The organism is Aminobacter sp. MSH1 (genome assembly GCF_003071665.1).
Taxonomy (GTDB): Bacteria; Pseudomonadota; Alphaproteobacteria; order Rhizobiales; family Rhizobiaceae; genus Aminobacter; species Aminobacter niigataensis.
Genome location: NZ_CP026265.1, coordinates 64695 through 91230, shown reverse-complemented (window position 1 = coordinate 91230; position 26536 = coordinate 64695). Strand labels below are relative to the sequence as shown.

Here is a 26536-nt window from a genome sequence, read left to right as displayed (position 1 = left end):
TGATTGGAAGACTTTCTTTTTGCGAAATCTATGCTGATCTTGAGTCTTCGCTCTTGTATTCCTCGCCCCATGTCACCTGCCTGTAGTCAAAGCCGTATTCCAGCGTCGGCTTGACAATGCGGAAATAGGGCGACAGGTCGAAGTCGCGCGGCGTGTACAGCGAGTGGTGGCGGATATGCATGATCTCGCGCCGCATGTAGGTCGATTGCGCCGAGGCGCGGCCCGGCGCACGCGTGATTTCCGGCAGGATCGGGTAGCGGATCTCGCCATAGGCCTCGGCGATCATCGTCGAGCAGATGGCGCGCGTCGGGTCGCCCGACCCGAAGGCGATCATGCGGCGGCGCCAGCGCACCGGCACCGGCGGCCTCGGGATGAAGTAGCGCAGCATGTCGGTGATGTTCTTGAGGTCGTATTTCAGCCCCAGGCGCTGGATCATGAACCTGACGACATGGTCGCGATCCTCCGGCGACAGGCCGTTGGCGCGGCAGATGCGGGTGTTGTAGGTCCGGTACTTCGACAATGGCACGGCCACGCAGCCGTCGCCGAGGTTGACCTCGATCAGCCGTGGCCGCTCCGAGCCGTCTTCCGGCTCGGCCAGGGCGTCGCCCACGTAAAGGGCCGAATGCGACCAGGTCGACTGGGTCAGGTACTTGATGACGGCCGAAATGCGCTGGTTGCCCTCGATCAGCAGGATGTCGCCGGGTTCCAGCGTCCGGCGCAAGGTCTCCGGGTCGGACGGCGTATAGGGTTCGTAGCCGGAGGATGCGACCTGCAGTCGGGCGGCAAGCCAGCGGCCAATGCGGTCTAGTAATGTGTCGGTCTTTTGCGTCATGACGCACAGGACGTAACATGAGCCGGCCCGGGGAGGCCAGCCGCAGCCGCATCAGTCCGCTTCGCTCTCCGCCATGTTGTCGTTCAGGTCCTGGCGAGCCTTCTTGGCGAGCTTGCGCGCCGCACGCCTGGGCTTTTCCTCAAACAGCTTGGCGGCATCGGCAAGGCAGAGCTTGCGCAGTGCTTTTTCCGCGCGCCTGAGCAGCCGCACCAGCTGTTTCGGCTCGGGACCGTCGAAGGGCGCTTCGCGTGCCTCGATTAGCGCGCGCATGACGAACACGTCGTGCAACTCGCCCAGGCTTTCGCCCAGTTCTTCGGCGCGTTCGCGGCGCGGCTTGACGGGTGCGGGCCAGAGCTTGCGCAGCAGCGCCAGATGCGCGGCATGCGTCTTCACTGCCTTGCGCAGGTCGTGGAAATCGTTGGGCTCGCCGCGTTCGCGCGATTGCTGCAGCGCCTTGCGGGCAAAGCGTAAAGTTGCCAGCGCCCCGTCGGCAAGCACATCGGCCGCATTTTCCGGATGATCGGGGAGAATGAGCATTTCAAGTGCGACCATGCCGGCCTGGCATTCCGCGACGGCGTTGTCGAGCACTGCGCCGAGCCCTGCCTGGCCGTAGGCAGTTTCGGTGCGGTGGCGCGCCAGCATGGCGCGAATGCCGGCAAGGCCGGCGCCATCGGCGTCCTCGGGAAAATCCGCGATCAGCCGGTCGATCGTCTCGATCAGCGCCGTCGCCTGGCGCGGGCCGGCGATCGACAGCGAGATGTCGCGGTAGCGGTTGTTTTCGGCGCGGCAGAACGCTTCGTCGCCCGGGTGAACCAGGCGCAGCAGCGCGCGCAGCGCCTTGATGCGCTTGCGGGCGCTGTGCAGCGATTTTTCCGGATTGTCACGGGCAACGTTGAGATGCGCGACGATCTTGTCGATCTCCCCGCCGGCAATGCGGCGAACCTCTGCGGTAAGCGCCAGCCGGGGATCGATGCGAAAGCTCATGCGACGGCTTCCGGCACGTCGCTGAGGGCCAGCGACGCGTTGTAATAGCGCGCGTCGTCGGTGACTTCCTGGCCGATCCACGCCGGCAGGTCCGATGCCGGCACGTCGTCCGGCGTTTCCAGTTCCGCAATCACCAGGCCGCTCAGCTCCCCGCCGAATACATCGATCTCGTAGAGTCGCCCGCGATGGCTAACATGGTGACGTGTCTTCTCGATGACACGGCCGACGGCGAAACCGGCCATCTCCTCGGCTTCGGCCAGCGGCACCTGATATTCGAACTCGTCGCGCTCGCGGCCCCGGGAGCCGAATTTCAGCGTCAGCGTCGCGCGCTTGCCGTCGGAAATCCGAAGCCGGACCGAGCGGCCCGTATTCGAGGCGAGATAGAACTGCCGGATGCGGATTCTGTCTTCGACAAGGCTCCGCCATTCCGGTCCCTTCACCAGGAATTTGCGTTCGATTTCCTTTGCCATGGCGGCAGTAAAGCGCGCCCCGTCGTGCAGCGCAACAATTCACTTGACTTTAATCAATCGATTGATTAAATAGCGAGTATGAACAAGACACAGACCCCGCAAACGACCACCGCAGCCGACGCCACCCGCATGGCGCTGGTCAAGGCAGCGCTTCAGCTTTTCGGCCGGCAGGGCTTCGACGGCACCTCGACCCGCGAGATCGCGGCCGCCGCCAATGCCAATATCGGCTCCATCGCCTATCATTTCGGCGGCAAGGAAGGGCTCCGGCTGGCCGCCGCCGATTACATCGTCGAGACGATCCAGACCATCGCCGCCCAGGCCTTCGGCAGTTCCGCTCCGGCCCTGCCGGATAATGCCGAGCAGGCCGAAGCGCAGCTCGACGCCACGGTCGAGCGCATGGTCGGCTTCATCGTCGCGCGTCCCGAGGCTGGCGAGATCGTCCAGTTCGTCCTGCGCGAACTGTCGACGCCGACCGACGCGCTCGATCGCATCTATAGCGGCGTCTTCGAGCCGGTTCACCGCAGGCTGTGCCAGCTCTGGGCGACGGCCACCGGCGAGCAAGCCGAAAGCGAGAAGACCCGCATCAGCGTGTTCATGATGATCGGCCAGGTCGTCTATTTCCGCATCGCCCGCGCCGCCGTCATGCGGCGCATGGATTGGGCCGACATCGGTCCCGCCGAAGCCGCCAAGGTCATCGGCATCGCCAAGGAAAACGTCGCGGCCATCGTTGCCGCGCGAAAGGCAGGAAAGCCATGAGTATCCTCTGTTCCGTTCCCTTCGCCGCATCCCTGTTCACAGCCTGCGCTGCCCCCGCGCCGCTCGCCGTCGGCTACGTCGAGGGCGACTACGTCCTGCTCGCCCCCATCGAGGTGGCGCAGGTGGAGACGGTTTCCGTCCGTCGCGGCGATCGCGTCCAGGCGGGCAGGCCGATCGTCTCGCTCGAAAGCGGCGACGCCAGGATCGCCGTGACCCAGGCCGAGGCAGCCCTTGCCCAGGCAAGGGCGGAACTCGCCGATCTCAAGGTGGGCAAGCGCCCGGAAGAGATCGCGGCCCTCGAGGCGACTGTCCGCTCGGCCAAGTCCCAGGCCGAGGAAGCGAACCGCGTTCAGGCACGGACGCAGGATCTGCTGAAGCGCGGCATCGCCACCCAGGCCCAGATGGACGAGGCGAGAACGCGGGTCGAGGTCGCGGAAGCGGCCATCGGACTCGCCGCAGCCAACCTGAGCGTCGCCGGCCTGCCCGCGCGTGCGGAAGCCATCAAGGCTGCCGAGAAGGAGGTCGAGCAGGCGGAGTCGGCCCTCGGCCAGGCTCGCTGGCGGCTTTCCAAGCGCGCGCTTACCGCACCCACCGACGGCCGCGTCGACGATGTCATCCGCAACGCCGGCGATACTGCCGGACCGTCGTCTCCGGTGGTCTCTGTGCTCCCGGACGGTGCGGTCAAGCTGACGCTGTTCATCCCCGAGACCGCCTTCTCCTCGGTTCACGTCGGCACCCGCCTGGCCGTGCGTTGCGATGGCTGCCCCGAGGGGCTGACGGCCAAGGTCAGCTATGTCTCGCCCGACCCCGAATTCACCCCGCCGGTGATCTACTCGCTCGAGAACCGGCAGAAGCTCGTCTACCTCGTCGAGGCCCGTCCGGAAGACGCGGGCTCCGCCCTGCAGCCGGGGCAGATCGTCGATGTGGCACTGAAAGAGAGCGAATAGGGAATAGGGAGTAGCGAATAGAGCAGCACGCCATGACAGCCGCGCTAGTCACTACTCGCTACTCGCTACTCGCTATTCTCTACTCGCTCCGCTGCCGGAGGCAGCACCCAATGAACGCCATCGAAGTCACCAACCTGGTCAAGCGCTTCGGCGACAAGACCGTCGTCGACCACGTCACCATGACGGTCGCCGAGGGCGAGATCGTCGGCTTCCTCGGGCCCAACGGCTCGGGCAAGACCACCACCATCCGCATCATGTGCGGCCTGCTCACGCCCGATGAGGGTGACGGCCAGGTGCTTGGTTATGACCTGCGCACCGACGGGCTGAAGATCAAGCGCGAGGTCGGCTACATGACGCAGAAGTTCTCGTTCTACGAGGACCTGACGATCGGTGAGAACCTCGAATTCGTCGCCCGGCTCTACAAACTCAGGCCGGTCGAGGAGCACGTCGCCCGCACCCTCGACGAACTCGGCCTGACCAGCCGCCGCAACCAGCTCGCAGGCACGCTGTCGGGCGGCTGGAAGCAGCGCCTGGCACTCGCCGCCTGCATCATGCACAAGCCGAAGCTGCTTCTGCTCGACGAACCCACCGCCGGCGTGGACCCCAAGGCGCGGCGTGAGTTCTGGGACGAGATCCACCGGCTGGCGCGCGGCGGGCTCACCGTCCTGGTCTCGACCCACTACATGGACGAGGCCGAGCGCTGCCACCGCATCAGCTACATCTCCTATGGCAAGATGCTGGCTTCCGGCACCGTCGAAGACGTCGTGCGCAATGCCGGGTTGACCACCTTCGTCGTGTCCGGCCCGCGCCTCGACCAGATCGCCGCCGCACTCGAGGGCAGGCCCGGAGTCGAGCAGGTCGCGCCGTTCGGTGCCACGCTCCACGTCGTCGGCTCCGACCGCCAAAAGCTCGAAGCGGCACTTGCCGACATCCGCGGCCGCAAGGACGTGACCGTCGAACCGGGCGAGACCAGCCTGGAAGACGTGTTCATCCAGTTCATGGCCGGCTCCAGGGACAACATGTCATGACAAGCCTCACCAACGGCATCTTCTCCTTCGCCCGGCTCGGCGCATTGCTAACCAAGGAGTTCATCCAGATGCGGCGCGACCGCATCACCTTCGCCATGATGCTGGGCGTGCCGCTGATGCAGCTCGTGCTGTTCGGCTTCGCCATCAACAGCGACCCCAAGAGCCTGCCGGCCGCGCTCGTTGCCACCAGCAACGACCAGTACACGCGCGCCATGGTCTCGGCGCTGCAGAACACCAACTACTACCGCTTCGACCACATCGCCGAAACCGCAGCCGAGGCCGAGGAGCTGATGGCCAGCGGCGAGGTCGCCTTCGTCGTCACCATCCCCGCCGATTTCGGCCGCCGGGTGGCCAGCGGCGACGCGCCGCAGATCCTGATCGAGGCCGATGCCACCGATCCCTCCGCGTCCAGCGGCGCAGTGTCGACGCTCGGCACCGTCGCCAACCAGGCGCTGCTGAGAGCACAGGGAATGCAGGCAGCTGCGGCAGAGGCGGCCAAAGGCCAGCTCGAGGTCGTCGTCCACCGCCGCTACAATCCCGAAGGCATCTCGCAATACAACATCGTGCCCGGCCTGCTCGGCGTCATCCTGCAGATGACCATGGTGATGATGACCTCGATGGCGCTGACGCGCGAAACCGAGCGCGGCACCATGGAGAACCTGCTTGCCATGCCGGCAAGCCCGGCCGAGATCATGCTCGGCAAGGTGCTGCCCTATCTCGTCGTCGGCGCCGTCCAGGTGGCGGTGGTGCTGATCGCCTCGAAGCTGCTGTTTTCCATCCCCTTCATCGGCTCGCTGTCCTTGCTGCTGTCGGCGATCCTGGTCTTCGTGCTGGCGCTGGTTCTGCTCGGCTACACCATCTCGACCATTGCCCGGACGCAGATGCAGGCGATGCAGCTGACCTTCTTCTTCTTCCTGCCGTCGATCCTTTTGTCGGGCTTCATGTTCCCCTATCGCGGCATGCCCGGCTGGGCCCAGGCGCTGGGCGAGATCCTGCCGCTGACGCATTTCCTGCGCATCATCCGCGCCGTCATGCTCAAGGGTGCCGAGTTCCCGGCCATCGCCGCCGAGGTCGGCATACTCGCCTTGTTCGTCGCGGTCTTCGCCGGCCTCGCGCTGTTCCGCTTCCGCCGCACGCTGGATTGAGTTCCACTGGCCATTGGCCGCACCGGGCCGAGGGTGCGGCACATGCTTTTCTCAGCCATTCGTCTGAGGCCGCACATTTGCGGGTTGGCATTTGGCGCCCGCTGTCTAACATGATCGCAACTTGCGCGGGGGGAGCCGACGCAAGGCTTCAGATTCACAGGGAGGACACCAAGATGCTGAATGTAAAGACCAGGTTTCTCGCCGCTGGCGCGGTAGCAATGTCGATGGCGTTTGCTGCCATGCCGGCCAACGCCCAGCAGTTCATCAACGTGCTGACTGGCGGCACCTCCGGCGTTTATTATCCGCTCGGCGTGGCGCTGTCGGAGATCTACGGTAAGAGCATCGAGGGCGCGCGCACCCAGGTGCAGGCTACAAAGGCCTCGGTCGAGAACCTCAACCTGCTCCAGCAGGGCAAGGGCGAGATCGGCTTCGCCCTCGGCGACTCGGTGGCGCTGGCCTGGGAGGGCAATACCGAGGCCGGTTATCCCGGCAAGCTCGACAAGCTGCGCGGCATCGCCGCGATCTATCCCAACTTCATCCAGATCGTAGCAAGCCAGGAATCGGGGGTGAAGTCGCTCGCCGACCTCAAGGGCAAGAGCCTGTCGGTCGGCGCGCCGGCATCGGGCACCGAGCTCAACGCCCGCGCCATCCTCACTGCTGCCGGCATGAAGTACGAGGACCTCGGCAAGGTCGAGTACCTGCCCTTCGCCGAATCCGTCGAACTGATCAAGAACCGCCAGCTCGACGCCACGCTGCAGTCGGCCGGGCTCGGCGTCGCTTCGATCCGCGACCTGGCGACCTCGCTGCCGATCACCGTCGTCGCCGTGCCCGCCGCCGATGTCGAAAAGGTAGGTGCGCCCTACATGGCGGTGACCATTCCGGCCGGCACCTATGACGGCCAGACGACCGACGTGCAGACCGCAGCCGTCGGCAACTTCCTCGTCAGCCATGACGGCGTTTCCGAAGAGGTGGCCTACCAGATGACCAAGCTGCTGTTCGAAAATCTCGACAAGCTGTCGGCAGCGCATGCGGCCGCCAAGGGCATCGACCTTGCCAAGGCGCTCGACGGCATGCCGATCCCGCTGCATCCCGGCGCCGAGCGCTATTACAAGGAAAAAGGGCTGATCAAGTAATCGCGGTCTCAGCGTATTCTCGCCTCCGCCCGCCCGACGGCGGGCGGAGGCAATTGCCCTGCCAACTGGAAGTGAGAAACGCTTTCCATGACCGGTATCGAGTCCCAGCCCGCGCCGACCGTCCTTTCGCCTGAAGTCGAAGAAGCGATCGAAGGCCTGCCGCCGGGTTTCGGCGAGGGGTTGGCCGGGCGCATCGCTTTCGGCATTGCGGTTGCCTTCTCCGGCTTCCAGCTGTGGACCGCCGCCTATGGCAACCTGCCGAGCCAGGTGGTGCGCGCAATGCATGTCGGCTTCCTGCTGCTGCTCGGCTTTGCGCTTCTGGCAAACCTGCGCGCCAGGGGCACCGTTGGCAAAGCCTGGTTCTGGACGTTGGGGGTGCTGGGTTTCCTGACCGGCATCTACAACTGGGTGTTCTATTTCGACCTGATCCGCCGTGCCGGCTTCCACACCACGCTCGACCTCGCCATGGGCGCGCTGCTGATCGTGCTGGTGTTCGAGGCGGCGCGACGACTGATGGGGTTGCCGCTGGCAATCATCGCAGGCCTGTTCCTCGCCTATTGCTTCTTCGGCCAGTACCTGCCGCCGCCCTTCATCCATCGCGGCTATGACGTGGCCCAGATCATCGAGCATTTCGGCTTCGGCACCGAGGGTATCTACGGCACGCCGGTCTATGTCTCGGCCGCCTATATCTTCATCTTCGTGGTCTTCGCCGCCTTCCTCGAAAAGGCCGGCATGATAGCACTGTTCAACGACTTCGCTCTCGGGTTCGTCGGCGCCTGGCGCGGCGGGCCGGCGCAGGTCTGCGTGCTGTCGTCGGCACTGATGGGCACCATCTCCGGCTCGGGCGTCGCCAATGTCGTGGCCAGCGGCCAGTTCACCATTCCGCTGATGAAGCGCTTCGGCTTCCGCTCGGCTTTCGCCGGCGGCGTCGAGGCGACCTCGTCGATGGGCGGCCAGATCATGCCGCCGGTCATGGGCGCTGTCGCCTTCATCATGGCCGAAACGCTCAACATCCCCTACGCCGAAGTGGTCAAGGCGGCGCTGATCCCGGCTCTGCTCTACTTTGGCGCCTGCTTCTGGATGGTGCATCTCGAATCCGGCAAGTTCGGGCTCAAGGGCATGGACAAGGCGACACTGCCCGACCCGTGGGATGCGGTGAAGAAGCACTGGCCGCTGGTGCTGCCGCTGGCCGCGCTCGTCTACCTGCTGTTTGCCGGCTACACGCCGATCTTCGCCGGCACCATGGGGTTGGCACTGACCATCGTGCTGATCCTCGGCACGCCGCTCGCGGCGCTGATCGGTCCCTTCGCCTTTCGCGTGGTGTTCTGGGTGGCGCTCGGGTTGGCCGCCGCCGCCTTCATGAAATTCGGCGTCAACCTGCTCGTGCTGGTGATCGGCGCGCTGGTGCTGGCCTGCGCTGTGTTCAAGGGCGGGCGCGAGACGCTGCTGATCTGCGTCGACTCGCTCGCCGAAGGCGCCAAGAACGCGCTGCCCGTCGGCATCGCCTGCGCCATCGTCGGCATCGTCATCGGCACGCTGACGCTGACCGGCATCGCCTCCACCTTCATCGGCGCCATCATCGCCATCGGCGAGAACAACCTGTTCCTGTCGCTGGTGCTGACCATGCTGACCTGCCTGGTGCTCGGCATGGGCATTCCGACGATCCCCAACTACATCATCACCTCGTCGCTTGCCGGCCCAGCACTGCTCGAGCTCGGCGTGCCCTTGCTGGTCAGCCACATGTTCGTCTTCTATTTCGGCATCATGGCCGATCTCACGCCACCCGTGGCGCTCGCCGCCTTCGCCGCCGCACCGATGGCCAAGACCTCGGGCATGAAGATTGCCGTCCAGGCCTCCAAGCTGGCAGTTGCCGGCTTCGTCGTGCCGTTCATGGCGGTCTACACGCCGGCCCTGATGCTGCAGGATCCGGGGCCGATCGCCGCCAGCTTCGGCTATCCCGTCGAGGTCGCCTACATCTTCGTCAAGGCCTGCCTCGGCATTGCGCTGTGGGGGGCCGCGGTGGTCGGCTTCCTGTTCGCGCGCATCGCCGTTTGGGAACGGCTGCTGGCCTTTACCGCAGGCGTTCTGTTGGTGCTGGCCCTGCCGCTGACCGACGAGGCCGGCTTCGCGCTGGCGTTCATCTGGGGCGGCTGGCACTGGTGGCGGTCGCGCCAGGCCGCTGCCCTGGCATGAGCCTGTGCATCGCGGCCGGCTCCAAGGCAGTGACCATGGCGGTCGCCGCCTTCACCCTGTCTTGGACCCATTCGGTCGAAAAGACCCGCTGGGAGGAGGACTGGCTGGTGACGCCGGCCGGGCTGGAGATCGTCGAGGCCCGCGTCAGGGGCTCGGGCGCCGGCATGGAACCCGCCGAAGGCGCCAGGCTGGTGGATGGCTGGTGGATCTACGTGCCCAGGCTCGGGCCGCAGCCAAGCGTCATGCTGGCCGCATCGGGTGCGACCGGCGCGGGCTGGACGCTGTGCGCCGAGGGGCGCTGCATGACGCTCGGCGCCGAGGCCGGCGAGACGGTCGTCATCAGGGCCTGTGCTGCAAACCCTAGCCCCGAACTGGACCGGTGAAAATACCACCCTGGCGGACCATCCCGGCGCTTGAGAAGCCACGCGAGGCCATGTCAAATCACGCCAAGGGGGGACAAGAAAATGTACAAGCTCTATACGCGTGCCGGCAGCGGCGGCTTCGTCGTCGAGGCGGCACTCGAACTGGCTGGCGTGCCATTCGAATGCATCAATGTCGTCAAGGGCACAGACCCCGACGGCAGGTTCCGCACCATCAGCCCGCTCGGCCAGGTGCCGGTGCTGGTGCTGCCGGATGGCAGCGCGATGACCGAGTCGGCGGCGATGTGCCAGTTGATTGCCGAGCGCCACCCCGATGCACGGCTTGCGCCGGCAGCGGGTGCACCCGGGCGTGCCGACTTCCTGCGCTGGCTCACCTTCCAGTCGTCGGTGATGTATCCGGCGCTGCTGCGCTACTACTATGCGCAGCGCTATTCGGCCGACCCGCAAGGCAAAGAGGCGGTGAAGGTCGCGGCCGTTGCCGAAACCGATCGCGGCTTCGGCATTCTCGATGCCGCGTTGCAGGATCGCAGCTGGCTTGCCGGCGAACACATGTCGATCGCCGACGTCTATCTCCTGATGCTTGCATATTGGCATCCCGAGGCCGGCAAGGTCGCTGCGACCTGGCCGGACATCGAGCGCATCTGCACGATGCTGCGCGACGTGCCGGTCATCAAGGACCTGAACGTGCGCCACGAGCTGTGGTGAGGCCGGGAGCGACTCTCGACCTCGGTGCATGGAGCTGTGGGGGCGTGAAGCAGCCGGGCTTGCGCCGCCGGCGGGCGTAGCCGCTAGAGGCGGGTCGAGACGATCGCCCGGCGTTCGCCGCGCAACGTGGTGGTGCGGTGATCGCTGGTTGGCCGGGCGATGCGGCTTTCGTGGCGTCCGGTAACGGTCATGATCAGTGGAACGTTACGCGCGACTGAAGCGTGTTGGTGCGGCGTGCGCAGGCAGGTCCCGGGCCGCGCATGTAGTGGCGCTCGGGGCGGTAGGTCGGTGCGATGAATTCGCGAAGCGCCGATGCGGCGTGAGTGATTTGGTTCCAGATAGCCATTGTTCTTATCCCTGTCCCTTCGGGGCTCGTCCCGAACGTGGAAGCGATCATAGCCGGCGGGTGTGAATCTTCGGTGAACGCGATGTTAATCTTCGTGTGAAAATGCGCCCGATCGGGGCCGAATTGCGTTCTTTTCTAGGCATTTAGGCCTGATCGGGCGGCATTGGTTAAGATGTGTCTTTTGCGCCACGGATGTATCCGCAATTTGCCGTGCGGCTATCCACAGGTTTCAGCCCGTCGTTACATCGAAGGACGGCGTCGGGCAGGGCCGGCTCTGGATTTTGGCTTCAGGCGAGGAAGGTCTTTTCGAATGCGCGCCTGCCCGGAGGCGTGAATTCGACGACGCGGCTGCCGGCCGGCCGGCGCGCCCATTTCTCGGCGATGATCTTGTCGAGGATGGCGCTGCCCAGCGATCCCGCGAGATGCGAGCGACGCACGCTCCAGTCGAGGCAGGCGCGGCACATCGGCCGGCGCGAGGCGCCGAGCCCCGAGGTGTCGATGCCGATGGCGGCAAAGAAGCTGGCGCCCGCCGGGCCGAGCCGGACCGCGTCGTCGTTTTGCACGATGATTTCTTCGGCGACGAAGCGGTCGAACATCGCCACCGCGTGGTCGCCGGCGAGGTGGTCGTAGCAGATACGGGCTTCGCGCATCGACTTGTCGCGCGGCCCCGGCCGGGCGCGCTGGGGCCCGGAGTGGGCGGCGACGCCGCTGATCGCCTCGATCATCGCCGCCACCTCCGTTCCGGCCAGCGCGTAGTAGCGATGCCGGCCCTGGCTCGCCACGGTCAGCAGCTTGCCGTCCATCAGCTTGGCGAGATGCGAGCTTGCCGTGGGCAGGCTGACGCCGGCTTCCAGCGCCAGTTCGCTGGCCGTCAGCGCACCGCCGTCCATCAGCGCGGTCAGCATGTTGGCGCGGGCAGGATCGCCGACAAGGCTGGCGATACGGGCGATGTCGGGGCCTTCCTTCATGGCAGCCTTACCTCCATGGTTAGATGGTAGTCGAAGCGTTCTCGTCAGGCAATGCGTATTCTCCAGCCATGGAAAGGAGCAACGCCATGACACCGAACACCCAATCCGCCACCGCGCCGAAACGCCTGCCGCTCGGTTCATTCGGCCGGATGCTGGCCTTCCTCGCCCGCGGCTATGACCGGCACCTGCAACGGCTCGACCTCTCAGAACTGACCGACGACCAGCTCGACGACATCGGCCTCAGCCGCCGCGACGTGACGCGTGAAGTCGCAAAACCCTTCTGGCGCTAGCACGCCAATCCGGCCGGACGCTTCGATGCCGGCCGAACCATTCCCAACATTTCCGGAGACCAAGATGACCATCACCTGCTTCATTCGCTACCAGATCGACCCCTTCGGCAAGGCGGCGTTCGAGCAGTACGCCCACAACTGGGGCCAGGTGATCCCGCGCTGCGGCGCCGACCTTGTCGGCTATTTCGCACCGCACGAGGGGTCGGCGACGACCGCCTACGGCGTCTACAACATCGAGAGCCTGGCCGCCTACGAGGCCTACCGGGCGCGGCTGATGGCCGATCCGCTCGGCCGCGAGAACTATGAGTTTTCCAAGCGCGAAAGGTTCATCCTGAAGGAGGACCGCATCTTCCTGAAGCTGGCCTCGGGGCCGCATGCCGAAAGGGTCCTGCCGTGATCGCCGTCATCTTTGAGGTCGAGCCGGCGGAGGGCCGGCGCGACGCCTATCTCGGCATCGCCGCCGATTTGCGCCCGCTGCTCGATGGCATCGACGGCTTCCTGTCGATCGAGCGCTTCCAGAGCCTCGCCAATCCCGACCGCCTGCTGTCGCTGTCGTTTTGGCGCGACGAGGCGGCGGTGAAGGCGTGGCGCAACACCGAGGAACATCGGCAGGCGCAGGTGGCCGGGCGTGGTGGCGTGTTTTCGGATTATCGCCTGCGCATCGCCCATGTCGTGCGCGACTATGGGCTGAGCGAGCGGACGGAGGCGCCCACGGACAGTCGGGCGGTGCATGGGTAAAGGCGTGTAGGTGGCAGCGCCTCCTCACCCGGCCTCCGCTGCGCCCGGCCGACCTCTCCCTACGGGGAGAGGAGGATTGAGAGGTAGTCATTCCTCTTCTCCCCACCGGGGAGAAGATGGCCGCGAAGCGGCCGGATGAGGGGGCGACGTGGCTAGGCATTCCCGATCAGCACGCCCGCGGCAAGGACCAGTGCGCCGCCGAGCACCACCTGGAAGGTGGCGCGCAGGAACGGCGTTTCCATGAAGCGGTTCTGGATGTAGGCGATGGCCCAGAGTTCGAAGAAGACGACGACCCCGGCGACCGTGGTTGCGGTCCAGAAATGCGGGATGAGATAGGGCAGCGCGTGGCCGAGGCCGCCGACCGTGGTCATGATGCCGGAGGCGAGGCCGCGCTTGAGCGGCGAACCGCGGCCCGAAAGCTTGCCGTCGTCGTGGGCGGCTTCGGTGAAGCCCATCGAGATGCCGGCGCCGACCGAGGCGGACAGGCCGATGAGGAAGGTCTGCCAGGTGTCCTGCGTGGCAAAGGCGGCGGCAAAGATCGGCGCCAGCGTCGAGACCGAGCCGTCCATCAGGCCGGCGAGGCCTGGCTGGACATAAGTCAGTATGAACTGGCGCCGCTCGCTCGTCCTTTCCTCGTCCTTGACGTCCTCGGGCACGTGCTTGTCGCCCAACCGATGGGCGAGTGTTTCGTGGCTCTGCTCGGCAGCGGCGAGGTCGCCCAGCAGCTTCCGGGTCGAGGCGTCGCTCGTCCGCTTCATCGCCTCGACATAGAAGCGATAGGCTTGGCGCTCCATTTCCTCGGCCTGGTCGCGGACCTTGTCGATGCCGAGCGGTCGCACCAGCCAGTCGGGCTTGCGCTCGTAGTAGCCGCGCACATGCTCGCGTCGGATGAGCGGAATGCGCTCGCCGAAGCGGGCGCGGTGCAATTCGATCAGCGCGGCGCGATGGCCGTCCTCCTCCTCGGCCATGGCGTCGAACACCTTGGCCGATTGCGGAAACTCGTCGCGCAGCCCGTCGGCATAGGCGCGGTAGATACGTCCGTCGTCCTCCTCCGACGATATTGCGAGGGCCAGAATCTCCTGCTCGGACAAGGAATCGAATGCGCGGCGGCCGAAGCCGAAGACACGGGACAGCATAGGCGAATCTTCCAGTTTAGAATAATTCTAAACTAGGTAATCGACGCTCTCCGGTCAATGCTCGAAGTCGAAGCGTGACTTATTTGCCGCACGCCGCAAGGTCGTGAAACGGCATTCCTTGTTATAGCCCAATGTTAGGCTATATAGCCTAATCTCACCTGATAGAAGGAATGCACCATGGCGGCCAGGCAGCACGCGCACCACATCGACCCCAAGCCCGTGCTCGAGCTGATCGCCAGCATCGAGGCAGACCTGGCCCGGCTCAAGGGCATGCTCGAGCCTGCGCCGGAAAAGTTCGACCCCGCCAACCCGCACAACAAGACCTGCGACGGCAAGCTGACGCCCGATGGCGTCGAGTGCTGCTACCGCATGTTCGACGAGGGCAGTTCGCGCTACTCGGTGGCCCGCGCAATGAAGATCTCGTTCGCCGCCGCCACCCACCGCTTCAACGCCTGGCGCAAGGCCGGCGGCGAAAAGCGGGTGCGCTCGCTGCTGGGGTGAAGGGCGTCTTTTTCCTTCTCCCCCTGTGGGAGAAGGTGGATCGGCGCGCAGCGCCGAGACGGGTGAGGGTGCTGGCCGGAGTGCGACGTCTCCTACATCATCGCCGGTCTCTTCAAGGTCGTGCTTCGTCCAGCACCCCTCATCCGCCCCTTCTGGGCACCACAAGGGGAGAAAGGGACGCTGGCTACGGCGCCTCATTCCCCGACAGAACCTGCGCCGCACCTGCCACGGCATTGCGGAAGGCATCGTCGAAACCGACGCCCGAGATGCCCCAGCTGACATGCGGTGCCGGTCCTGCGAGCTGCCAGCTGGCGACCCAGCCGAGGTCCCTGTCGCTCCAGACCACCGTGCCGGTGAGCGCGATGCCGGCACGGGTCGCCTTGGCTAGTCGATCAAGATTGGCCGGGTTCGCTTGCGCCATCGCCGCCGGATCAAGACCGGCTTGCACGAGTTCGTCGCGTGTCGGCAGCGCAAGCGGCAAGGCCAGGCGGGCAGCGGCGGCGAGCAACGCCGTACGCATGTCCCTGTCGCGCGGTTCCGGGCTGTCATCGGCAAGCATCGTGCCCGCGCCTTTCATGTCGCGTATCGCAACGACGGCCACGACAAGGGGACGATTGCGCCACGGCTTGCTGCCGAGCGTGGCCAGGAACGCGTCGAGCTTCCCTTCGTCGAAGACACAGGTCAGGTCGTGCGGCCGGTCGTAGCTGCCCTGCTCGTCATGGATCGGGATGCCGCCCATGCGGTCGCGGAAGGTGTGGCTGGCGATCATGTCGCCGGCATGGCTTGCCTGTTCGGCAACGCGCGGCTCGTTGAGCAGTCGGGAGTTGCCGGTCACCCTGACCACCACGTCGCGCAGGCACTGGGCAAAGCCGATGTCGCGCCGCTCGGGCGCGGTGCCACTCGTGATGGTGTTGACGGTGTAAAGGTCGGATGCCGCTGCCGGGCAAGGCAAGGCCATGGCCAGCAATGCCGCTGCAATCCAGTTACGCATTCCGCCGCGAGGCATGTGCCGCATTCTCTGTTCGGGTGCGCAACCTATCAGAGCAATGGCCGATGCAGAAGCCAGTCCAACGTGCGGCGGAAGCGGCCCCGCGTGGCCCAGTTCCTGCGACCCTTGCCGAAAATCCCGGCATGGATGAAAAATTCCTCCGGCGCCTGTCGAAATCGAGCTCCGTCGGGCGACATCCGTTTGGCCCGCGACGATGCGGCCTGGAAACGCAGGAGACGACGATGCAGTACATGCTACTCATCCACTTCGAAGAGACGCCGGGAGAGGTTCCCGGCCCCGAGGCGGCCAAGCAGATGGGCGCGCCCTATGCCGCCTACAACGAGGCGCTGATCAAGGCTGGCGCGCTGGTATCGGGCGAACGCCTGCAACCTTCGGCCACCGGCACCGTCGTGCGCGTCCGCGACGGCAAGACGCAAGTGCTCGACGGCCCCTTCGCCGCCACCAAGGAACAGCTGGGCGGCTACTACGTCATCGAGGCGCCCGACCTCGACGCCGCGCTCAACTGGGCCGCACGCTGCCCGAGCGCCAGCAACGGCACGATCGAAGTGCGGCCCATCTGGCCGACCCGCTAGGCATGGCCTCTGCCGCGGAACAGGCACGGGCGGCGGCCGAGGCCGCTGCCCGCCAGAGCTATGGCAGGCTGGTCGCCTACCTTGCTTCGCGCACCCGCGACGTCGCTTCGGCCGAGGATGCGCTCGCCGACGCCTTTGCCGCCGCACTTGTCAAATGGCCTGAGACGGGCGTTCCGCTGCATCCCGAGGCCTGGCTGCTGACGGTGGCGCGCCGCCGTTCGATCGACCAGCAGCGGCGGCGCGCCGCCGGCGAGGCCGGCCAGGATCACCTGCGCCTGATCGGCGAGGAGCTGGAACAGGAAATGGCGCGCGAAAAGTTTCCCGACGAACGCCTCGGCCTGATCTTCGCCTGCGCCCATCCGGCGATCGATGCCGGCGTGCGTGCGCCATTGATCCTGCAGGCCATCCTCGGCTTCGATGCAGCCACCATCGCCTCGGCCTTCCTGGTTTCGCCGGCGACCATGGGCCAGCGCCTGGTGCGGGCCAAGGCGCGCATCAGGCAGGCCGGCATCCCCTTCCGCATTCCCGAAGCGGCGGAACTGGGCGAAAGGCTCTCGGCTGTGCTGGAGGCCATCTACGCCGCCTTCGCCGAAGGCTGGAGCGATCCGGCCGGGGCCGAGTCCCGCCGCCGCAACCTGGCCTCCGAGGCCATCTGGCTCGGCCGGCTGCTGGTCGAGCTGATGCCTGGCGAGGGCGAGGCGGCCGGGCTCCTGTCGCTCATGCTGCATGCCGAGGCCCGCCGCGCGGCTCGCCGCGATGCCGCCGGCGAGTTCGTTCCGCTCAGCGAGCAGGACACGCTTCTGTGGGATGCCGACATGATCGCAGAGGCTGACGCGTTGCTTCAGCGCGCCGGGCTTTTCGACGGCATCGGCCGCTACCGGATCGAGGCGGCGATCCAATCGGCCCATGCGGCGCGCCGCTTCACCGGCCGCACCGACTGGGCGGCGATCGCCACCCTTTATGCCGGCCTGATGACGCTCACCGCCTCGCCCGTCATCGCCGTCAATCATGCGGTGGCGGTAGCCTATGCCGTCGAGCCGGCTACAGGGCTGGCCCTGCTCGACGCCATCGATGACGCGCGCCTCGACCAATACCAGCCCTACTGGGCGGCCCGCGCCGAACTGCTGTCGCTTGGCGGCGATTTCCTGGAAGCCGACAAGGCCTACGAGATTGCGACCGGCCTCGAAACCGATGCCGCCGTCCGCCGCTTCCTGCAACGAAAACGGGCGGCTCTCGCCGCCCGGTAAAGCTTCTCCCGCAAGAGGAGAGGGGAAAGTCGCCCCTTAGTTGCCCAGTCCCTCGAACAGCACCGTCGACAGATAGCGCTCGGCGAAGGACGGGATGATGACGACGATGTTCTTGCCGGCGTTTTCCGGTCGCGATCCGACGATCACGGCAGCTTGCAGTGCCGCACCGGAGGAGATGCCGACAGGCACGCCTTCGAGGCGCGCGACCAGGCGGGCGTTGGCCACCGCATCCTCGTTGGAGACCTTGACGATCTCGTCATAGATGGTGGTGTCCAGCACCTTCGGCGCGAAGCCGGCGCCGATGCCCTGGATCTTGTGCGGGCCCGGCTGGCCGCCGGACAGGATCGGCGACCCCTCGGGTTCGACGGCAACCACGTGCAGCGACGGCTTGCGGGCCTTGATCACCTGGCCGACGCCGGTGATGGTGCCGCCGGTGCCGATGCCTGCCACGAAGATGTCGATCGACCCTTGCGTATCGTTCCAGATTTCTTCCGCCGTCGTCGCGCGGTGGATCTCGGGATTGGCCGGGTTCTCGAACTGCTGCGGAATGACTGCGTTCGGGATGGTCTGCACCAGTTCCTCGGCCTTGGCGATGGAGCCCTTCATGCCCTTGGCGCCTTCGGTCAGCACCAGTTCGGCGCCGAGAAGCGCCAGCATCTTGCGGCGCTCGATCGACATCGTCTCGGGCATGGTCAGGATCAGCTTGTAGCCCTTGGCAGCGGCGGCAAAGGCAAGTGCGATGCCGGTATTGCCCGAAGTCGGCTCGATCAGCGTGCTCTTGCCCGGCTCGATGCGGCCGTCGGCCTCGAGCGCCTCGATCATGGCAACGCCGATGCGGTCCTTGACGGATGCGATCGGGTTGAAGAATTCGAGCTTGGCGATCAGGTTCGCCACCACGCCCTTCTCCTTGGCGAACTTGTCGAGCCGCACCAGAGGCGTATCGCCGATGGTTTCGGTGATCGAGCCATAGATGCGGCCGCGACCGGGCGCACGCGTGGAGGTGACGGGCTTGTTCATCGATTTCGCTCCCGAAATAGGCCTGAGATTTGAGCGACGAAGATAGGGTGTCGCAGGGCAAATTCCGAGTGGGCGTCGTGCTGATTAGGCGCATTTCCCGGAAACACGTTTCCGGGAAAGCCAAATTCTAGGAATGAAATTCCTGCTCGTTCCTACTGGCGGACGGCAATCGCTGCCGCGGCACCGACCATGAAGGTTGCGGCGGTGCGGTTGAGCAGCTTCAGCGCTCGTGGTGTCTTGAGGAACCAGCGCGCCTTCGACGCCAAGAGCAGATACGGCACCAGCACGACCATCAGCACCGCCACCGTGATGGCAACCAGGATGCCGTAGTCGCCGAGCGTCAGCGAATGCAGGTCGACGACCGTCGGCGTGATCGCCAGGTAGAAGATCATCGTCTTGGGATTGCCCAGCGTCACCGTCAGCCCGGCGAGGAAGCTCGACAGCAGCCCGCCCTTGCCCTTTCTCGCCTCGATCGTCTCGGGCGTGATGCCGCTGGTCCAGAAATTCCAGGCGAGGTAGGCAAGATAGGCGACGCCCAGCCACTTGATGGCCAGGAACACCATGCCGAAGGACTGGGCGACGAAGGCCAGGCCCAGCACCACGGCGGTGAGGTAGGTCAGGTCGCCGACAACCAGTCCCAGCGACATCGCCAGCGATGAGCGGAAGCCGGAGCCGAGCGCGCGCGCCACCAGTGCGGTCACGCCCGGGCCGGGGATGGCGGCGGCAACGGCCAGCGCGCCGCTATAGGCAAGAAATCCTGCAAGGGTCATCGGAAGGCTCGCGCGTCGATCGGGAGGCGACGATATCGCACGAAAGCGGTTTCCTGTGAATGTCGCGACGGTTGGGCCAGCGATCACATTTTCCCGGAAGACGCTTCAGACATCGACATTGGTCCCCGCCTCGTGTATGCGCACGGTCCCGCTGCGGCCTTTCTCGAGGATCGGCCGCCCGATCACGCAGAAAAATTCAGGACGAGACGATGCGACCGGCTTTCGGCGGCATAGACTTTGGCACTTCCAATTCAACCGTTGGCGTCATCGAGAACGGCCGCCCGCGCCTCGTTGCGCTCGAGGGCGAGAACGTCACGCTGCCTTCGGCCATCTTCTTCAACTTCGAAGACAACCAGACGGCACTTGGCCGCCGTGCCATCGGCGAATACACCGACGGCGCCGAAGGCCGCCTGATGCGCGCGCTGAAAAGTGTGCTCGGTAGTTCGCTGGTGCATGAGAAGACCCGCATCAAGGCGCGCCAGATCGCCTTCACCGACATCATCGGCATGTTCGTCGGCCATCTCAAGGATCGCCTCGAAGGCCATGTCGGCGAGTCGGTCGAAAATGTCGTGCTCGGCCGCCCGGTCCAGTTCGTCGACGACAATCCCGAAGCCGACGCCGCAGCCCAGGGCGAGCTGGAAAAGGCTGCCCGCGCGCAGGGCTTCAAGCACATCGACTTTCAGTTCGAGCCGATCGCCGCAGCCCTCGACTACGAGCGCACCGTGACGCGCGAAGAGCTGGCGCTGATCGTCGACATGGGCGGCGGCACCTCCGACTTCTCCATCGTCCGCGTCTCGCCCGAGCGGGCCGCGGCACCCGACCGCAAGGCCGACATCCTCGCCAACCGAGGCGTCCACATCGGCGGCACCGACTTCGACCGCCTGCTCAGCATCGCCCACGTCATGCCCGAGCTCGGCTATCTCACGCCGACCAAGGACGGCAAGCGCAACCTGCCGGCCGGCTATTTCATCGACCTCGCCACCTGGCAGCGCATCAACCTGCTCTACACGCCCAAGGCCAGGCTCGACCTGCGCCAGATCCGTTTCGAGGCACAACGTCCCGAACTCATCGACCGGCTGATCGAGGTCGTCGACCAGCGTTTCGGCCACGCTCTGGCGACCAGGGTCGAGAAGGCCAAGATCGAGCTGACCGACGCCGACGCAGCCTCCATCGACGTTTCGCTGCCAGCGGCGAAGTTCACCGCGTCGCTGACCAGGCAGGGGCTGGAGGACACCATCCGCGCCGCGGTCGGCCGCGTCACGGCGACCGTCGCCGATACGCTTGAAGAAGCGCAGGTGCAGGCCAGCGACATCACCGCCGTCTTCCTCACCGGCGGCTCGACCGCCATTCCTCTGGCACGCCAGAGCATCCTGGCGCTGGTGCCGGAAGCCAGGATCGTCCAGGGCGATGCCTTCGGTTCCGTCGGCCTTGGCCTGGCTCTCGATGCGCAGCGCAAGTTCGGCTGACGCAGGCTACGATCTTGCCTGTCGGCGGAGGCGGCCCAGAAGGCCGTCATTCCCGGCCTCGTGAGCGAGCGGAGAGTGTCGGGAATCCATGCCGTGACGATGATGACGTCGTCCACAGTTCAGAAAGCCACGGCCGGAGACTGCGGTCAGGCTACCCGACTGCCTTCTCTGCCTTGAGCAGCTCCTGCGCGTCCTTCACCGAGGCGGCATAGCTGACGGCGGGATGCTTGACGCCGTGGTTGATCAGCATCCGCCGCGTCTGCGGCGATGCCCCGGTGATGAAGAATCGGACGCCTGCCTGCCGCGCCTTGCGGGCGGCGCCTTCGAGCACGTTCGCTGCTGTTGAGTCGAGAAACGGCACGCCCGAGCAGTCAAGGATGAAGTTCTTGCGCTGGTCGGCGATGCGGTCGAGCACGGCCCCCACGGTCGAGGCCGCGCCGAAGAAGAACGCTCCCGAAATGCGGTAGATGACGGTGTCGGCATCGCCGGCGTCGCTCGCCTCGTATGCGTGGCGGCTGCCGTTGGTGGCGTCGGCGACATCCTCCTGCACCAGCGGCTGATCGCTTTCCACCGCGATGCTTTTGGCCATGCGGTCGATGAACAGGATCGAGCCAAGCGCAAAGCCAACGACGATGCCTTCGGTCAGGTCGCGGAACACCACCAGCAGGAACGTCACCATCAGCACCAGCGCGTCGCCCCATGACGAGCGGATCAGTGTGGCGAAGGCCTGTTTCTCGACCATGTTCCAGGCCACCACGGCGAGCACGCCGGCCAGCGCCGCGAGCGGGATGTAGGAGGCAAGCGGTGCGGCCACCAGCATGAAGGCGAGCAGGAAAAGCGCGTGCAGCATGCCTGATACCGGACCGTGCGCGCCGGCCCGCACGTTGGTCGCCGTGCGGGCAATGGTACCGGTCACGCAGATGCCGCCGAACAGTGCGGCACCGATGTTGGCGAAGCCCTGTGCCACCAGTTCGCAGTTCGAGCGATGCCGCCTGCCGGTCATGCCGTCGGCAACGACCGCCGACAGCAGCGACTCGATTGCGCCCAACAGCGCGAAGGCCACCGCATCCGGCAGCACCGCCATCGCCTTGTCCACGCTGAAGGCGGGCAGGGCAGGCCAGGGCAGGCTGCGCGGAATGCCGCCAAAGCGCGTGCCGATGGTCTCCACCGGCAGGGTCAGCAGCGCAACGGCCAGAGAAGCCATGCCCACCGCGATCAGCATGCCCGGCCAGACCGGGCGCCAGCGCTTGAGCAGCAGGATGGTGCCGATGGTCAGCACCGCCACCGCCACGGCTGATGGGTTCACCGTGGCCGCCGCCTCGGCCAGCGCCCTCAGCTTCGGCACCAGCGCACCGGGTTCCTTGCCGCCGAGCGTCAATCCGAACATCTCGCTGAGCTGGCTGGCGAAGATGATGACGGCAATGCCGGCGGTGAAGCCGACCGTCACCGGATAGGGGATGAACTTGATGTAGGTCCCGAGCCTGAGGTAGCCGATCGCCGTCAGGAACACGCCGGCCATGGCAGTGGCGAGGATCAGCCCGTCTATGCCTTCGCGCGCCACTGTCGCCGACACCAGCACGATGAAGGCGCCGGCCGGTCCGCCGATCTGGAAGCGGCTGCCGCCGAGCGTCGAGACGATGAAGCCGCCGATGATCGCCGTGAACAGGCCTTTGTCCGGCGACACGCCAGATGCGATGGCGATGGCCATCGACAATGGCAGCGCCACGATCGCCACCGTCAGCCCGGCAATCGCATCGGCCTTGAACTGCCTCGCGCCATAGCCCTCGCGCAGAACCGTCACCAGCTTGGGCGTGAACAGTTCCGCGAAGGTCGGTTGCCTGTGCTGTCTTGAATTGCTGCCTGCGTCCATCATCCGCACCACTGGAAACGCGGCGGGATCGTCGGCAAGACTGTCGGCGGTCGCCGTCGCGACTACATCATGCGGATCGCCGGGAGCCTCAGGCCTTTTTCTTCAGGCGCACGCCCCGGCCGCCGGTCTCGTTCTCGCCGATCAGCTCCACGCCGGCGGCGTCGAGCGCCTCGATGACCTTGGTCAATGTGTCGACCACGCCACGCACCACGCCCTCGCTCGCTTCCATGCGCTGTATCGTCGGCACCGAGACGCCGGCCAGTTCGGCGAGCGTCTTCTGGTCGATGCCTGCCAGCGCTCGTGCGGCGCGCATCTGTGCGGCTGTGATCACTGAGATGTTCCCGTCTCGATCCGCAACATCAATGTATCATACATTCATGTTGATGTTTCAAGCATCATTATTAATGCCTGTAGCATATGTCATTCGTCGCCGGCTTGCGGGCGCATCAGATAGCGGCTGACCAGCCAGCATAGCGTCGCCCAGGCGAAGCCGGCGCACCAGCCGGCCAGTACGTCCGACGGCCAGTGGACGCCGAGATAGACGCGACTGATACCGACCATCAGGGTCGTCAACACGGCCACGGCGAAGATGAAGATCGTCGCCGCCCGTCCGGGCAGGAAGCGTGCCAGCAGCGCGCCGAGCGTCAGGTAGGTCACCGCCGACAGCATCGCGTGGCCGCTGGGAAAGCTCATCGTATAGACCTGCGCCAGATGCGGCACGAGGTCGGGCCTGGGGCGGTCGATGCCGAGCTTGAGCAGGCTCGACAGCACCTGGCCGCCGGCCACCGAGGCGAAGACGAACAGCGCCGGGCCCCAGCGCCTGGTCATGCCGAGATAGATGACGACGATGGCGGTGATGTAGATCAGCACCGATGCGCTGCCGAGTGCGGTGATGTCGCGCATCGCCTCTTCCAGCCAGGACGGGCCGATAGGGTCGGCCGCATTGCCGGCCTCGCGGAAGAACAGCAGGATGTCGGTGTCGAAGGCGTGCGGTGCTGCGTCGCGCGCCACCTCGGACAATTCGACGAAGCCCCACAGCCCGCCGGCGATGATGATGCCGGCTGCCAAAAGCGAGAATTCGATCCTGTTCCACAGTTTTTGATGCATCGTCCTGCCGTCTGCCTGCTGCGTTTGGTTGCGGAGTGAGGCTCCGCACGTCGAAAGATGGGAGACTGTCCTCGTCGGGAAAAGACGTTGAAACGAAAATGCCGCGGTGCTTCGCGCCTGAACAAGGCGCTGTTCCGTCAGGCTCTATAGCCAAGGCCGACTTTCGGCGAAACTGTCATGCTACTGTTATCTCGTCCGATTAGCGGTGCCGGCGAACCCCAAGCCGTACACCAGCCAGAGGTCGACATCATGAACCAGCCCTACGATCAGAAATTCCGCACCAGCCTGCTCGAGGACAATGACGGTCCCGGCCACAACCCGACCGACAACCGCACCATGGGCGACATCATCGCCAAGCGCTTCTCGCGACGCGGCTTCCTCAAGGGCTCCCTCGCCGTTTCGGCCATCGCCGCCACCGTCAGCCCCATCGCCATCATCCTCGCCGACGACGCCCGCGCCGCCGGCGGCTCGGCCTTTAACTTCGACGAGGTCGCGGCTGGCATCGACGACAAGCATCATGTCGCCGCCGGCTACGATGCCGACGTGCTGCTGCGTTGGGGCGACCCGATCTTCACTGATGCGCCCGAATTCGATCCGCTCAACCAGTCGGCGGAAGCCCAGGCCAGGCAGTTCGGCTACAACAACGACTATGTCGGCTACATCGAGCTCGAAGGCTCGTCCGAGCACGGCCTTCTGGTCGTCAACCACGAATACACCAACGAGCACCTGATGTTCCCCGGCATCGTCAAGATCGTCGAGGGCAAGATCGAGGTCGCCCCCGCCGACCAGAAGCGCGTCGACATCGAACTCGCCGCGCATGGCGGTTCGATCGTCGAGATCCGCAAGGTTTCAGGCAAGTGGCAGGTCGTCCGTGACGGCAAGCTCAACCGCCGCATCACCGCCACCACCGAGATGCAGCTGACCGGACCGGCTGCCGGCCACGACCGCCTCAAGACCAATGCCGACGCATCGGGCACCAAGGTCTTCGGCACGCTGAACAACTGCGCCGGCGGCGTCACCCCTTGGGGCACCTACATCATGGCCGAGGAAAACTTCCACGGCTATTTCGGCGGCGAGCTGCCAGCCGACCACCCCGAAGCCGCCAATTACAAGCGCCTCGGCGTGCCGGAAGGCACCTATGAGTGGTTCAAGTTCTACGACCGCTTCGACGTTTCCAAGGAGCCGAACGAGCCCAACCGCTTCGGCTGGATCGTCGAGGTCGACGTCAACGATCCGAACTCGCTGCCGAAGAAGCGCACCGCACTCGGCCGCTTCAAGCACGAGGGTGCTGAATCCATCGTCGCCAGCGACGGCCGCGTCGTCTTCTACCTCGGCGACGACGAGCGCTTCGACTACGTCTACAAGTTCGTGACCGCCGGCAAGTTCAACCCCGACGACCGCGCCGCCAATCTCGACCTGCTCGACGACGGCACGCTCTACGTCGCCAAATTCGCCGAGGACGGTGCCTTCGAATGGCTGCCGCTGGTCCAGGGCGAAGGCCCGCTCACTGCCGACAACGGCTTCGTCAGCCAGGCCGACGTGGTCATCGAGACGCGCCGCGCCGCCGACCTGCTCGGCGCCACCAAGATGGACCGTCCCGAGGACATCCAGCCCAACGGCGTCAACGGCAAGGTCTATGTCATGCTGACCAACAACACCAAGCGCAAGGCCGACCAGGTCGACACCGCCAACCCGCGCGCCGAAAACGCCTTCGGCCACATCATCGAGCTGATCGAGGACGCCGGCGACTTCACCGCCACCAAGGGCAAGTGGGAAGTGCTGCTCAAGTGCGGCGATCCCGCGATTGCCGAAGTCGGCGCCTCGTTCTCGACCTCGACCACCGAGAATGGCTGGTTCGGCATGCCCGACAACTGCGCGGTGGATTCCGCCGGCCGCCTCTGGGTCTCGACCGACGGCAACTCGCCCAAGGCCACCGGCCGCACCGACGGCCTCTGGGCCGTCGACACCGAGGGCGAGGCGCGCGCCACCTCGAAGCTGTTCTTCCGCGTGCCGGTCGGGGCCGAGATGTGCGGTCCGCTGTTTGCGCCCGACGACCAGACCGCCTTCGTCGCCGTCCAGCACCCGGGCGACGGCGGCGAGGACTGGGAAGGCTTTGGGCGTCCGTCCTACTACGAGGACCTGTCGACCCGCTGGCCCGACTTCAAGCCCGACATGCCGGTGCGTCCGGCCGTCGTCGCCATCACCAGGCAGGGCGGCGGCAAGATCGCCGTCTGATACGGACCGAACCGATGTAACGAGAATGGGGGTCGCTTTGCCCCCATTTTTCTTGGTCGCTGCCGTAGCTGACGCGGCGCCTCCTTCCTCCGTCATTCCCGACCTCGTGAGCGAGCGAAGCGAGCGGAGAGTGTCGGGAATCCATGCCGTGAAGGTGACGGACCAGAACCGGTGCAGGACTTGGACCTGCGCTCGATCTCCTACGAGGAATGACGGAAGGTGGGTTTTCGTCTTCCTTCGGTGACGCCCTATTTCCCGGCCAGTGCCGGCCCAAGCGTGATCAGTGCCACCGCCACGACCGCGAGCCCGACGCCGATGCCTTGGATGCCGCTCAGCTTCTCGCCGAAAAAGACGATGGCGACCAGGTTGACGGCGATCAGCTGGATCACCGCCGACAGCGAGAACGACACCGACATGCCGAAGTCGCGCACCAGCCGCAGCATGATCAGGTTGCCGAGCGAATAGAGGATCAGCGTCACCACCAGCTTGCCGATGGTCGGCTCGATGCCCCAGGTCTTGGCCACCATCGCGGCAATCAGGAAGATGACGGTCGAAAAACCGAGCAACGAAAGGCCGATGGCGGACATTTTCAGGCAAGCTCCCACGAATGTCCGCGATTTGCTCCGAATGCCGCACCGGCGTCAAGCAGGTGGGCGACACGCTCCAACGCTATCGCGCCATCGCGCACAAA

General features: G+C 65.6%; 29 protein-coding genes. 16 read left to right on the top strand and 13 right to left on the bottom strand.

The genetic code is table 11. The features are described from left to right. Positions 1-28 precede the first annotated feature (28 nt). Genes CO731_RS00450 through CO731_RS00440 form a run of 3 tightly spaced genes read right to left on the bottom strand, consistent with a single transcriptional unit; the run spans position 29 to position 2286 of the window. The gene (locus CO731_RS00450) at positions 29-832 is read right to left on the bottom strand and encodes a YiiX/YebB-like N1pC/P60 family cysteine hydrolase (protein ID WP_108605459.1); all 804 of its coding nucleotides are present in this window, start codon (positions 830-832) and stop codon (positions 29-31) included. A gap of 51 nt (positions 833-883) precedes the next feature. After that, positions 884-1816: a CHAD domain-containing protein gene (locus tag CO731_RS00445; protein ID WP_108605458.1), complete on the bottom strand. Its 933-nt coding sequence runs from the start codon at positions 1814-1816 to the stop codon at positions 884-886. Continuing rightward, positions 1813-2286 (bottom strand): CYTH domain-containing protein, encoded by a 474-nt coding sequence (locus CO731_RS00440; RefSeq protein WP_108605457.1) that lies wholly within the window; start codon positions 2284-2286, stop codon positions 1813-1815. Before CO731_RS00440 ends, CO731_RS00445 begins: the two co-directional genes overlap by 4 nt. 78 nt (positions 2287-2364) lie before the next feature. Between CO731_RS00440 and CO731_RS00435 the strand changes: the two genes are divergently transcribed. From CO731_RS00435 to CO731_RS00400, 8 genes are all read left to right on the top strand, one after another. Further along, positions 2365-3042: a DUF1956 domain-containing protein gene (locus CO731_RS00435; protein WP_108605456.1), complete on the top strand. Its 678-nt coding sequence runs from the start codon at positions 2365-2367 to the stop codon at positions 3040-3042. Beyond that, the gene (locus CO731_RS00430) at positions 3039-3989 is read left to right on the top strand and encodes an HlyD family efflux transporter periplasmic adaptor subunit (protein ID WP_108605455.1); all 951 of its coding nucleotides are present in this window, start codon (positions 3039-3041) and stop codon (positions 3987-3989) included. Before CO731_RS00435 ends, CO731_RS00430 begins: the two co-directional genes overlap by 4 nt. A 110-nt stretch (positions 3990-4099) precedes the next feature. Next, complete coding sequence (locus CO731_RS00425) at positions 4100-5017, top strand: ABC transporter ATP-binding protein (protein ID WP_108605454.1); 918 nt, start codon at positions 4100-4102, stop codon at positions 5015-5017. Beyond that, positions 5014-6162 carry an ABC transporter permease gene (locus CO731_RS00420; RefSeq protein ID WP_108605453.1) on the top strand — a complete coding sequence of 383 codons (1149 nt, stop codon included), beginning with the start codon at positions 5014-5016 and terminating at the stop codon, positions 6160-6162. Before CO731_RS00425 ends, CO731_RS00420 begins: the two co-directional genes overlap by 4 nt. Before the next feature lie 173 nt (positions 6163-6335). Next, a complete protein-coding gene (locus CO731_RS00415) occupies positions 6336-7295 on the top strand; it encodes a TAXI family TRAP transporter solute-binding subunit (RefSeq protein ID WP_108605452.1) in 960 nt (319 codons plus the stop codon). Positions 7296-7382: 87 nt separating this feature from the next. Then, complete coding sequence (locus CO731_RS00410; RefSeq protein ID WP_108605451.1) at positions 7383-9488, top strand: TRAP transporter permease; 2106 nt, start codon at positions 7383-7385, stop codon at positions 9486-9488. Beyond that, entirely contained in the window at positions 9485-9871 is a 387-nt protein-coding gene (locus tag CO731_RS00405) for a DUF1850 domain-containing protein (RefSeq protein WP_108609547.1), read from the top strand. The genes CO731_RS00410 and CO731_RS00405 overlap by 4 nt, the downstream gene beginning before the upstream one ends. An 81-nt stretch (positions 9872-9952) precedes the next feature. Next, a complete protein-coding gene (locus tag CO731_RS00400) occupies positions 9953-10573 on the top strand; it encodes a glutathione S-transferase family protein (protein ID WP_108605450.1) in 621 nt (206 codons plus the stop codon). A gap of 193 nt (positions 10574-10766) precedes the next feature. Here CO731_RS00400 and CO731_RS28930 read toward each other — a convergent pair whose 3' ends face one another. After that, complete coding sequence (locus CO731_RS28930) at positions 10767-10919, bottom strand: hypothetical protein (RefSeq protein ID WP_183262895.1); 153 nt, start codon at positions 10917-10919, stop codon at positions 10767-10769. A 287-nt stretch (positions 10920-11206) separates the two neighbouring features. Beyond that, complete coding sequence (locus tag CO731_RS00395) at positions 11207-11887, bottom strand: winged helix-turn-helix domain-containing protein (RefSeq protein WP_108605449.1); 681 nt, start codon at positions 11885-11887, stop codon at positions 11207-11209. Positions 11888-11973: 86 nt separating this feature from the next. Between CO731_RS00395 and CO731_RS00390 the strand changes: the two genes are divergently transcribed. The 3 genes from CO731_RS00390 (at position 11974) to CO731_RS00380 (ending at position 12915) form a co-directional block, all read left to right on the top strand. Then, on the top strand, positions 11974-12177 hold the full coding sequence (locus CO731_RS00390; protein ID WP_108609546.1) for a DUF1127 domain-containing protein: 204 nt from the start codon (positions 11974-11976) through the stop codon (positions 12175-12177). A gap of 64 nt (positions 12178-12241) precedes the next feature. Continuing rightward, complete coding sequence (locus tag CO731_RS00385; RefSeq protein ID WP_108609545.1) at positions 12242-12574, top strand: NIPSNAP family protein; 333 nt, start codon at positions 12242-12244, stop codon at positions 12572-12574. Then, on the top strand, positions 12571-12915 hold the full coding sequence (locus CO731_RS00380; RefSeq protein ID WP_108605448.1) for an antibiotic biosynthesis monooxygenase: 345 nt from the start codon (positions 12571-12573) through the stop codon (positions 12913-12915). The genes CO731_RS00385 and CO731_RS00380 overlap by 4 nt, the downstream gene beginning before the upstream one ends. A 152-nt stretch (positions 12916-13067) precedes the next feature. Here CO731_RS00380 and mbfA read toward each other — a convergent pair whose 3' ends face one another. Then, positions 13068-14051 carry an iron exporter MbfA gene (gene mbfA / locus CO731_RS00375; RefSeq protein ID WP_108605447.1) on the bottom strand — a complete coding sequence of 328 codons (984 nt, stop codon included), beginning with the start codon at positions 14049-14051 and terminating at the stop codon, positions 13068-13070. 177 nt (positions 14052-14228) lie between these two features. On the opposite strand from mbfA, the gene CO731_RS00370 reads away from it, so the two are divergent. After that, complete coding sequence (locus CO731_RS00370; protein ID WP_108605446.1) at positions 14229-14552, top strand: hypothetical protein; 324 nt, start codon at positions 14229-14231, stop codon at positions 14550-14552. A gap of 184 nt (positions 14553-14736) precedes the next feature. Here CO731_RS00370 and CO731_RS00365 read toward each other — a convergent pair whose 3' ends face one another. Continuing rightward, complete coding sequence (locus CO731_RS00365; protein WP_159091507.1) at positions 14737-15558, bottom strand: DUF2066 domain-containing protein; 822 nt, start codon at positions 15556-15558, stop codon at positions 14737-14739. 224 nt (positions 15559-15782) lie between these two features. Here CO731_RS00365 and CO731_RS00360 point away from each other — a divergent pair, with 224 nt between their 5' ends. Together CO731_RS00360 and CO731_RS00355 are read left to right on the top strand one after the other, a co-directional pair. Further along, positions 15783-16133: a YciI family protein gene (locus tag CO731_RS00360; protein WP_108609544.1), complete on the top strand. Its 351-nt coding sequence runs from the start codon at positions 15783-15785 to the stop codon at positions 16131-16133. A gap of 2 nt (positions 16134-16135) precedes the next feature. Next, positions 16136-17380, top strand: a complete 1245-nt coding sequence (locus CO731_RS00355) for a DUF6596 domain-containing protein (protein WP_108605444.1) — start codon at positions 16136-16138, stop codon at positions 17378-17380. Between the two features lie 36 nt (positions 17381-17416). On the opposite strand, the gene cysK is transcribed toward CO731_RS00355, so the two are convergent. Together cysK and CO731_RS00345 are read right to left on the bottom strand one after the other, a co-directional pair. After that, complete coding sequence (cysK, locus tag CO731_RS00350) at positions 17417-18397, bottom strand: cysteine synthase A (protein WP_108605443.1); 981 nt, start codon at positions 18395-18397, stop codon at positions 17417-17419. A 152-nt stretch (positions 18398-18549) separates the two neighbouring features. Then, entirely contained in the window at positions 18550-19167 is a 618-nt protein-coding gene (locus CO731_RS00345; protein WP_108605442.1) for a LysE family translocator, read from the bottom strand. 209 nt (positions 19168-19376) lie between these two features. Between CO731_RS00345 and CO731_RS00340 the strand changes: the two genes are divergently transcribed. Continuing rightward, positions 19377-20633 (top strand): Hsp70 family protein, encoded by a 1257-nt coding sequence (locus CO731_RS00340; RefSeq protein WP_108605441.1) that lies wholly within the window; start codon positions 19377-19379, stop codon positions 20631-20633. A gap of 151 nt (positions 20634-20784) precedes the next feature. On the opposite strand, the gene CO731_RS00335 is transcribed toward CO731_RS00340, so the two are convergent. From CO731_RS00335 to CO731_RS00325, 3 genes are all read right to left on the bottom strand, one after another. Beyond that, complete coding sequence (locus CO731_RS00335) at positions 20785-22506, bottom strand: SulP family inorganic anion transporter (protein WP_108605440.1); 1722 nt, start codon at positions 22504-22506, stop codon at positions 20785-20787. Between the two features lie 85 nt (positions 22507-22591). Further along, positions 22592-22834, bottom strand: a complete 243-nt coding sequence (locus CO731_RS00330) for a helix-turn-helix transcriptional regulator (RefSeq protein ID WP_108605439.1) — start codon at positions 22832-22834, stop codon at positions 22592-22594. An 89-nt stretch (positions 22835-22923) separates the two neighbouring features. Beyond that, positions 22924-23610, bottom strand: a complete 687-nt coding sequence (locus CO731_RS00325; RefSeq protein WP_108605438.1) for a phosphatase PAP2 family protein — start codon at positions 23608-23610, stop codon at positions 22924-22926. 249 nt (positions 23611-23859) lie between these two features. On the opposite strand from CO731_RS00325, the gene CO731_RS00320 reads away from it, so the two are divergent. Next, positions 23860-25845: a PhoX family phosphatase gene (locus tag CO731_RS00320; protein ID WP_108605437.1), complete on the top strand. Its 1986-nt coding sequence runs from the start codon at positions 23860-23862 to the stop codon at positions 25843-25845. Positions 25846-26093: 248 nt separating this feature from the next. On the opposite strand, the gene CO731_RS00315 is transcribed toward CO731_RS00320, so the two are convergent. Next, positions 26094-26432, bottom strand: coding sequence for a hypothetical protein (locus tag CO731_RS00315; protein ID WP_108605436.1), 339 nt, complete (start codon positions 26430-26432; stop codon positions 26094-26096). Positions 26433-26536 lie beyond the last annotated feature (104 nt).

Excerpts from the sequence above, each read along its gene's own strand:
- CO731_RS00450 (WP_108605459.1), bottom strand. The coding sequence starts at position 832 with ATGACGCAAAAGACCGACACATTACTAGACCGCATTGGCCGCTGGCTT.
- CO731_RS00445 (WP_108605458.1), bottom strand. The coding sequence starts at position 1,816 with ATGAGCTTTCGCATCGATCCCCGGCTGGCGCTTACCGCAGAGGTTCGC.
- CO731_RS00440 (WP_108605457.1), bottom strand. The coding sequence starts at position 2,286 with ATGGCAAAGGAAATCGAACGCAAATTCCTGGTGAAGGGACCGGAATGG.
- CO731_RS00435 (WP_108605456.1), top strand. The coding sequence starts at position 2,365 with ATGAACAAGACACAGACCCCGCAAACGACCACCGCAGCCGACGCCACC.
- CO731_RS00430 (WP_108605455.1), top strand. The coding sequence starts at position 3,039 with ATGAGTATCCTCTGTTCCGTTCCCTTCGCCGCATCCCTGTTCACAGCC.
- CO731_RS00425 (WP_108605454.1), top strand. The coding sequence starts at position 4,100 with ATGAACGCCATCGAAGTCACCAACCTGGTCAAGCGCTTCGGCGACAAG.
- CO731_RS00420 (WP_108605453.1), top strand. The coding sequence starts at position 5,014 with ATGACAAGCCTCACCAACGGCATCTTCTCCTTCGCCCGGCTCGGCGCA.
- CO731_RS00415 (WP_108605452.1), top strand. The coding sequence starts at position 6,336 with ATGCTGAATGTAAAGACCAGGTTTCTCGCCGCTGGCGCGGTAGCAATG.
- CO731_RS00410 (WP_108605451.1), top strand. The coding sequence starts at position 7,383 with ATGACCGGTATCGAGTCCCAGCCCGCGCCGACCGTCCTTTCGCCTGAA.
- CO731_RS00405 (WP_108609547.1), top strand. The coding sequence starts at position 9,485 with ATGAGCCTGTGCATCGCGGCCGGCTCCAAGGCAGTGACCATGGCGGTC.
- CO731_RS00400 (WP_108605450.1), top strand. The coding sequence starts at position 9,953 with ATGTACAAGCTCTATACGCGTGCCGGCAGCGGCGGCTTCGTCGTCGAG.
- CO731_RS28930 (WP_183262895.1), bottom strand. The coding sequence starts at position 10,919 with ATGGCTATCTGGAACCAAATCACTCACGCCGCATCGGCGCTTCGCGAA.
- CO731_RS00395 (WP_108605449.1), bottom strand. The coding sequence starts at position 11,887 with ATGAAGGAAGGCCCCGACATCGCCCGTATCGCCAGCCTTGTCGGCGAT.
- CO731_RS00390 (WP_108609546.1), top strand. The coding sequence starts at position 11,974 with ATGACACCGAACACCCAATCCGCCACCGCGCCGAAACGCCTGCCGCTC.
- CO731_RS00385 (WP_108609545.1), top strand. The coding sequence starts at position 12,242 with ATGACCATCACCTGCTTCATTCGCTACCAGATCGACCCCTTCGGCAAG.
- mbfA (WP_108605447.1), bottom strand. The coding sequence starts at position 14,051 with ATGCTGTCCCGTGTCTTCGGCTTCGGCCGCCGCGCATTCGATTCCTTG.
- CO731_RS00370 (WP_108605446.1), top strand. The coding sequence starts at position 14,229 with ATGGCGGCCAGGCAGCACGCGCACCACATCGACCCCAAGCCCGTGCTC.
- CO731_RS00365 (WP_159091507.1), bottom strand. The coding sequence starts at position 15,558 with ATGCCTCGCGGCGGAATGCGTAACTGGATTGCAGCGGCATTGCTGGCC.
- CO731_RS00360 (WP_108609544.1), top strand. The coding sequence starts at position 15,783 with ATGCAGTACATGCTACTCATCCACTTCGAAGAGACGCCGGGAGAGGTT.
- CO731_RS00355 (WP_108605444.1), top strand. The coding sequence starts at position 16,136 with ATGGCCTCTGCCGCGGAACAGGCACGGGCGGCGGCCGAGGCCGCTGCC.
- cysK (WP_108605443.1), bottom strand. The coding sequence starts at position 18,397 with ATGAACAAGCCCGTCACCTCCACGCGTGCGCCCGGTCGCGGCCGCATC.
- CO731_RS00345 (WP_108605442.1), bottom strand. The coding sequence starts at position 19,167 with ATGACCCTTGCAGGATTTCTTGCCTATAGCGGCGCGCTGGCCGTTGCC.
- CO731_RS00340 (WP_108605441.1), top strand. The coding sequence starts at position 19,377 with ATGCGACCGGCTTTCGGCGGCATAGACTTTGGCACTTCCAATTCAACC.
- CO731_RS00335 (WP_108605440.1), bottom strand. The coding sequence starts at position 22,506 with ATGATGGACGCAGGCAGCAATTCAAGACAGCACAGGCAACCGACCTTC.
- CO731_RS00325 (WP_108605438.1), bottom strand. The coding sequence starts at position 23,610 with ATGCATCAAAAACTGTGGAACAGGATCGAATTCTCGCTTTTGGCAGCC.
- CO731_RS00320 (WP_108605437.1), top strand. The coding sequence starts at position 23,860 with ATGAACCAGCCCTACGATCAGAAATTCCGCACCAGCCTGCTCGAGGAC.
- CO731_RS00315 (WP_108605436.1), bottom strand. The coding sequence starts at position 26,432 with ATGTCCGCCATCGGCCTTTCGTTGCTCGGTTTTTCGACCGTCATCTTC.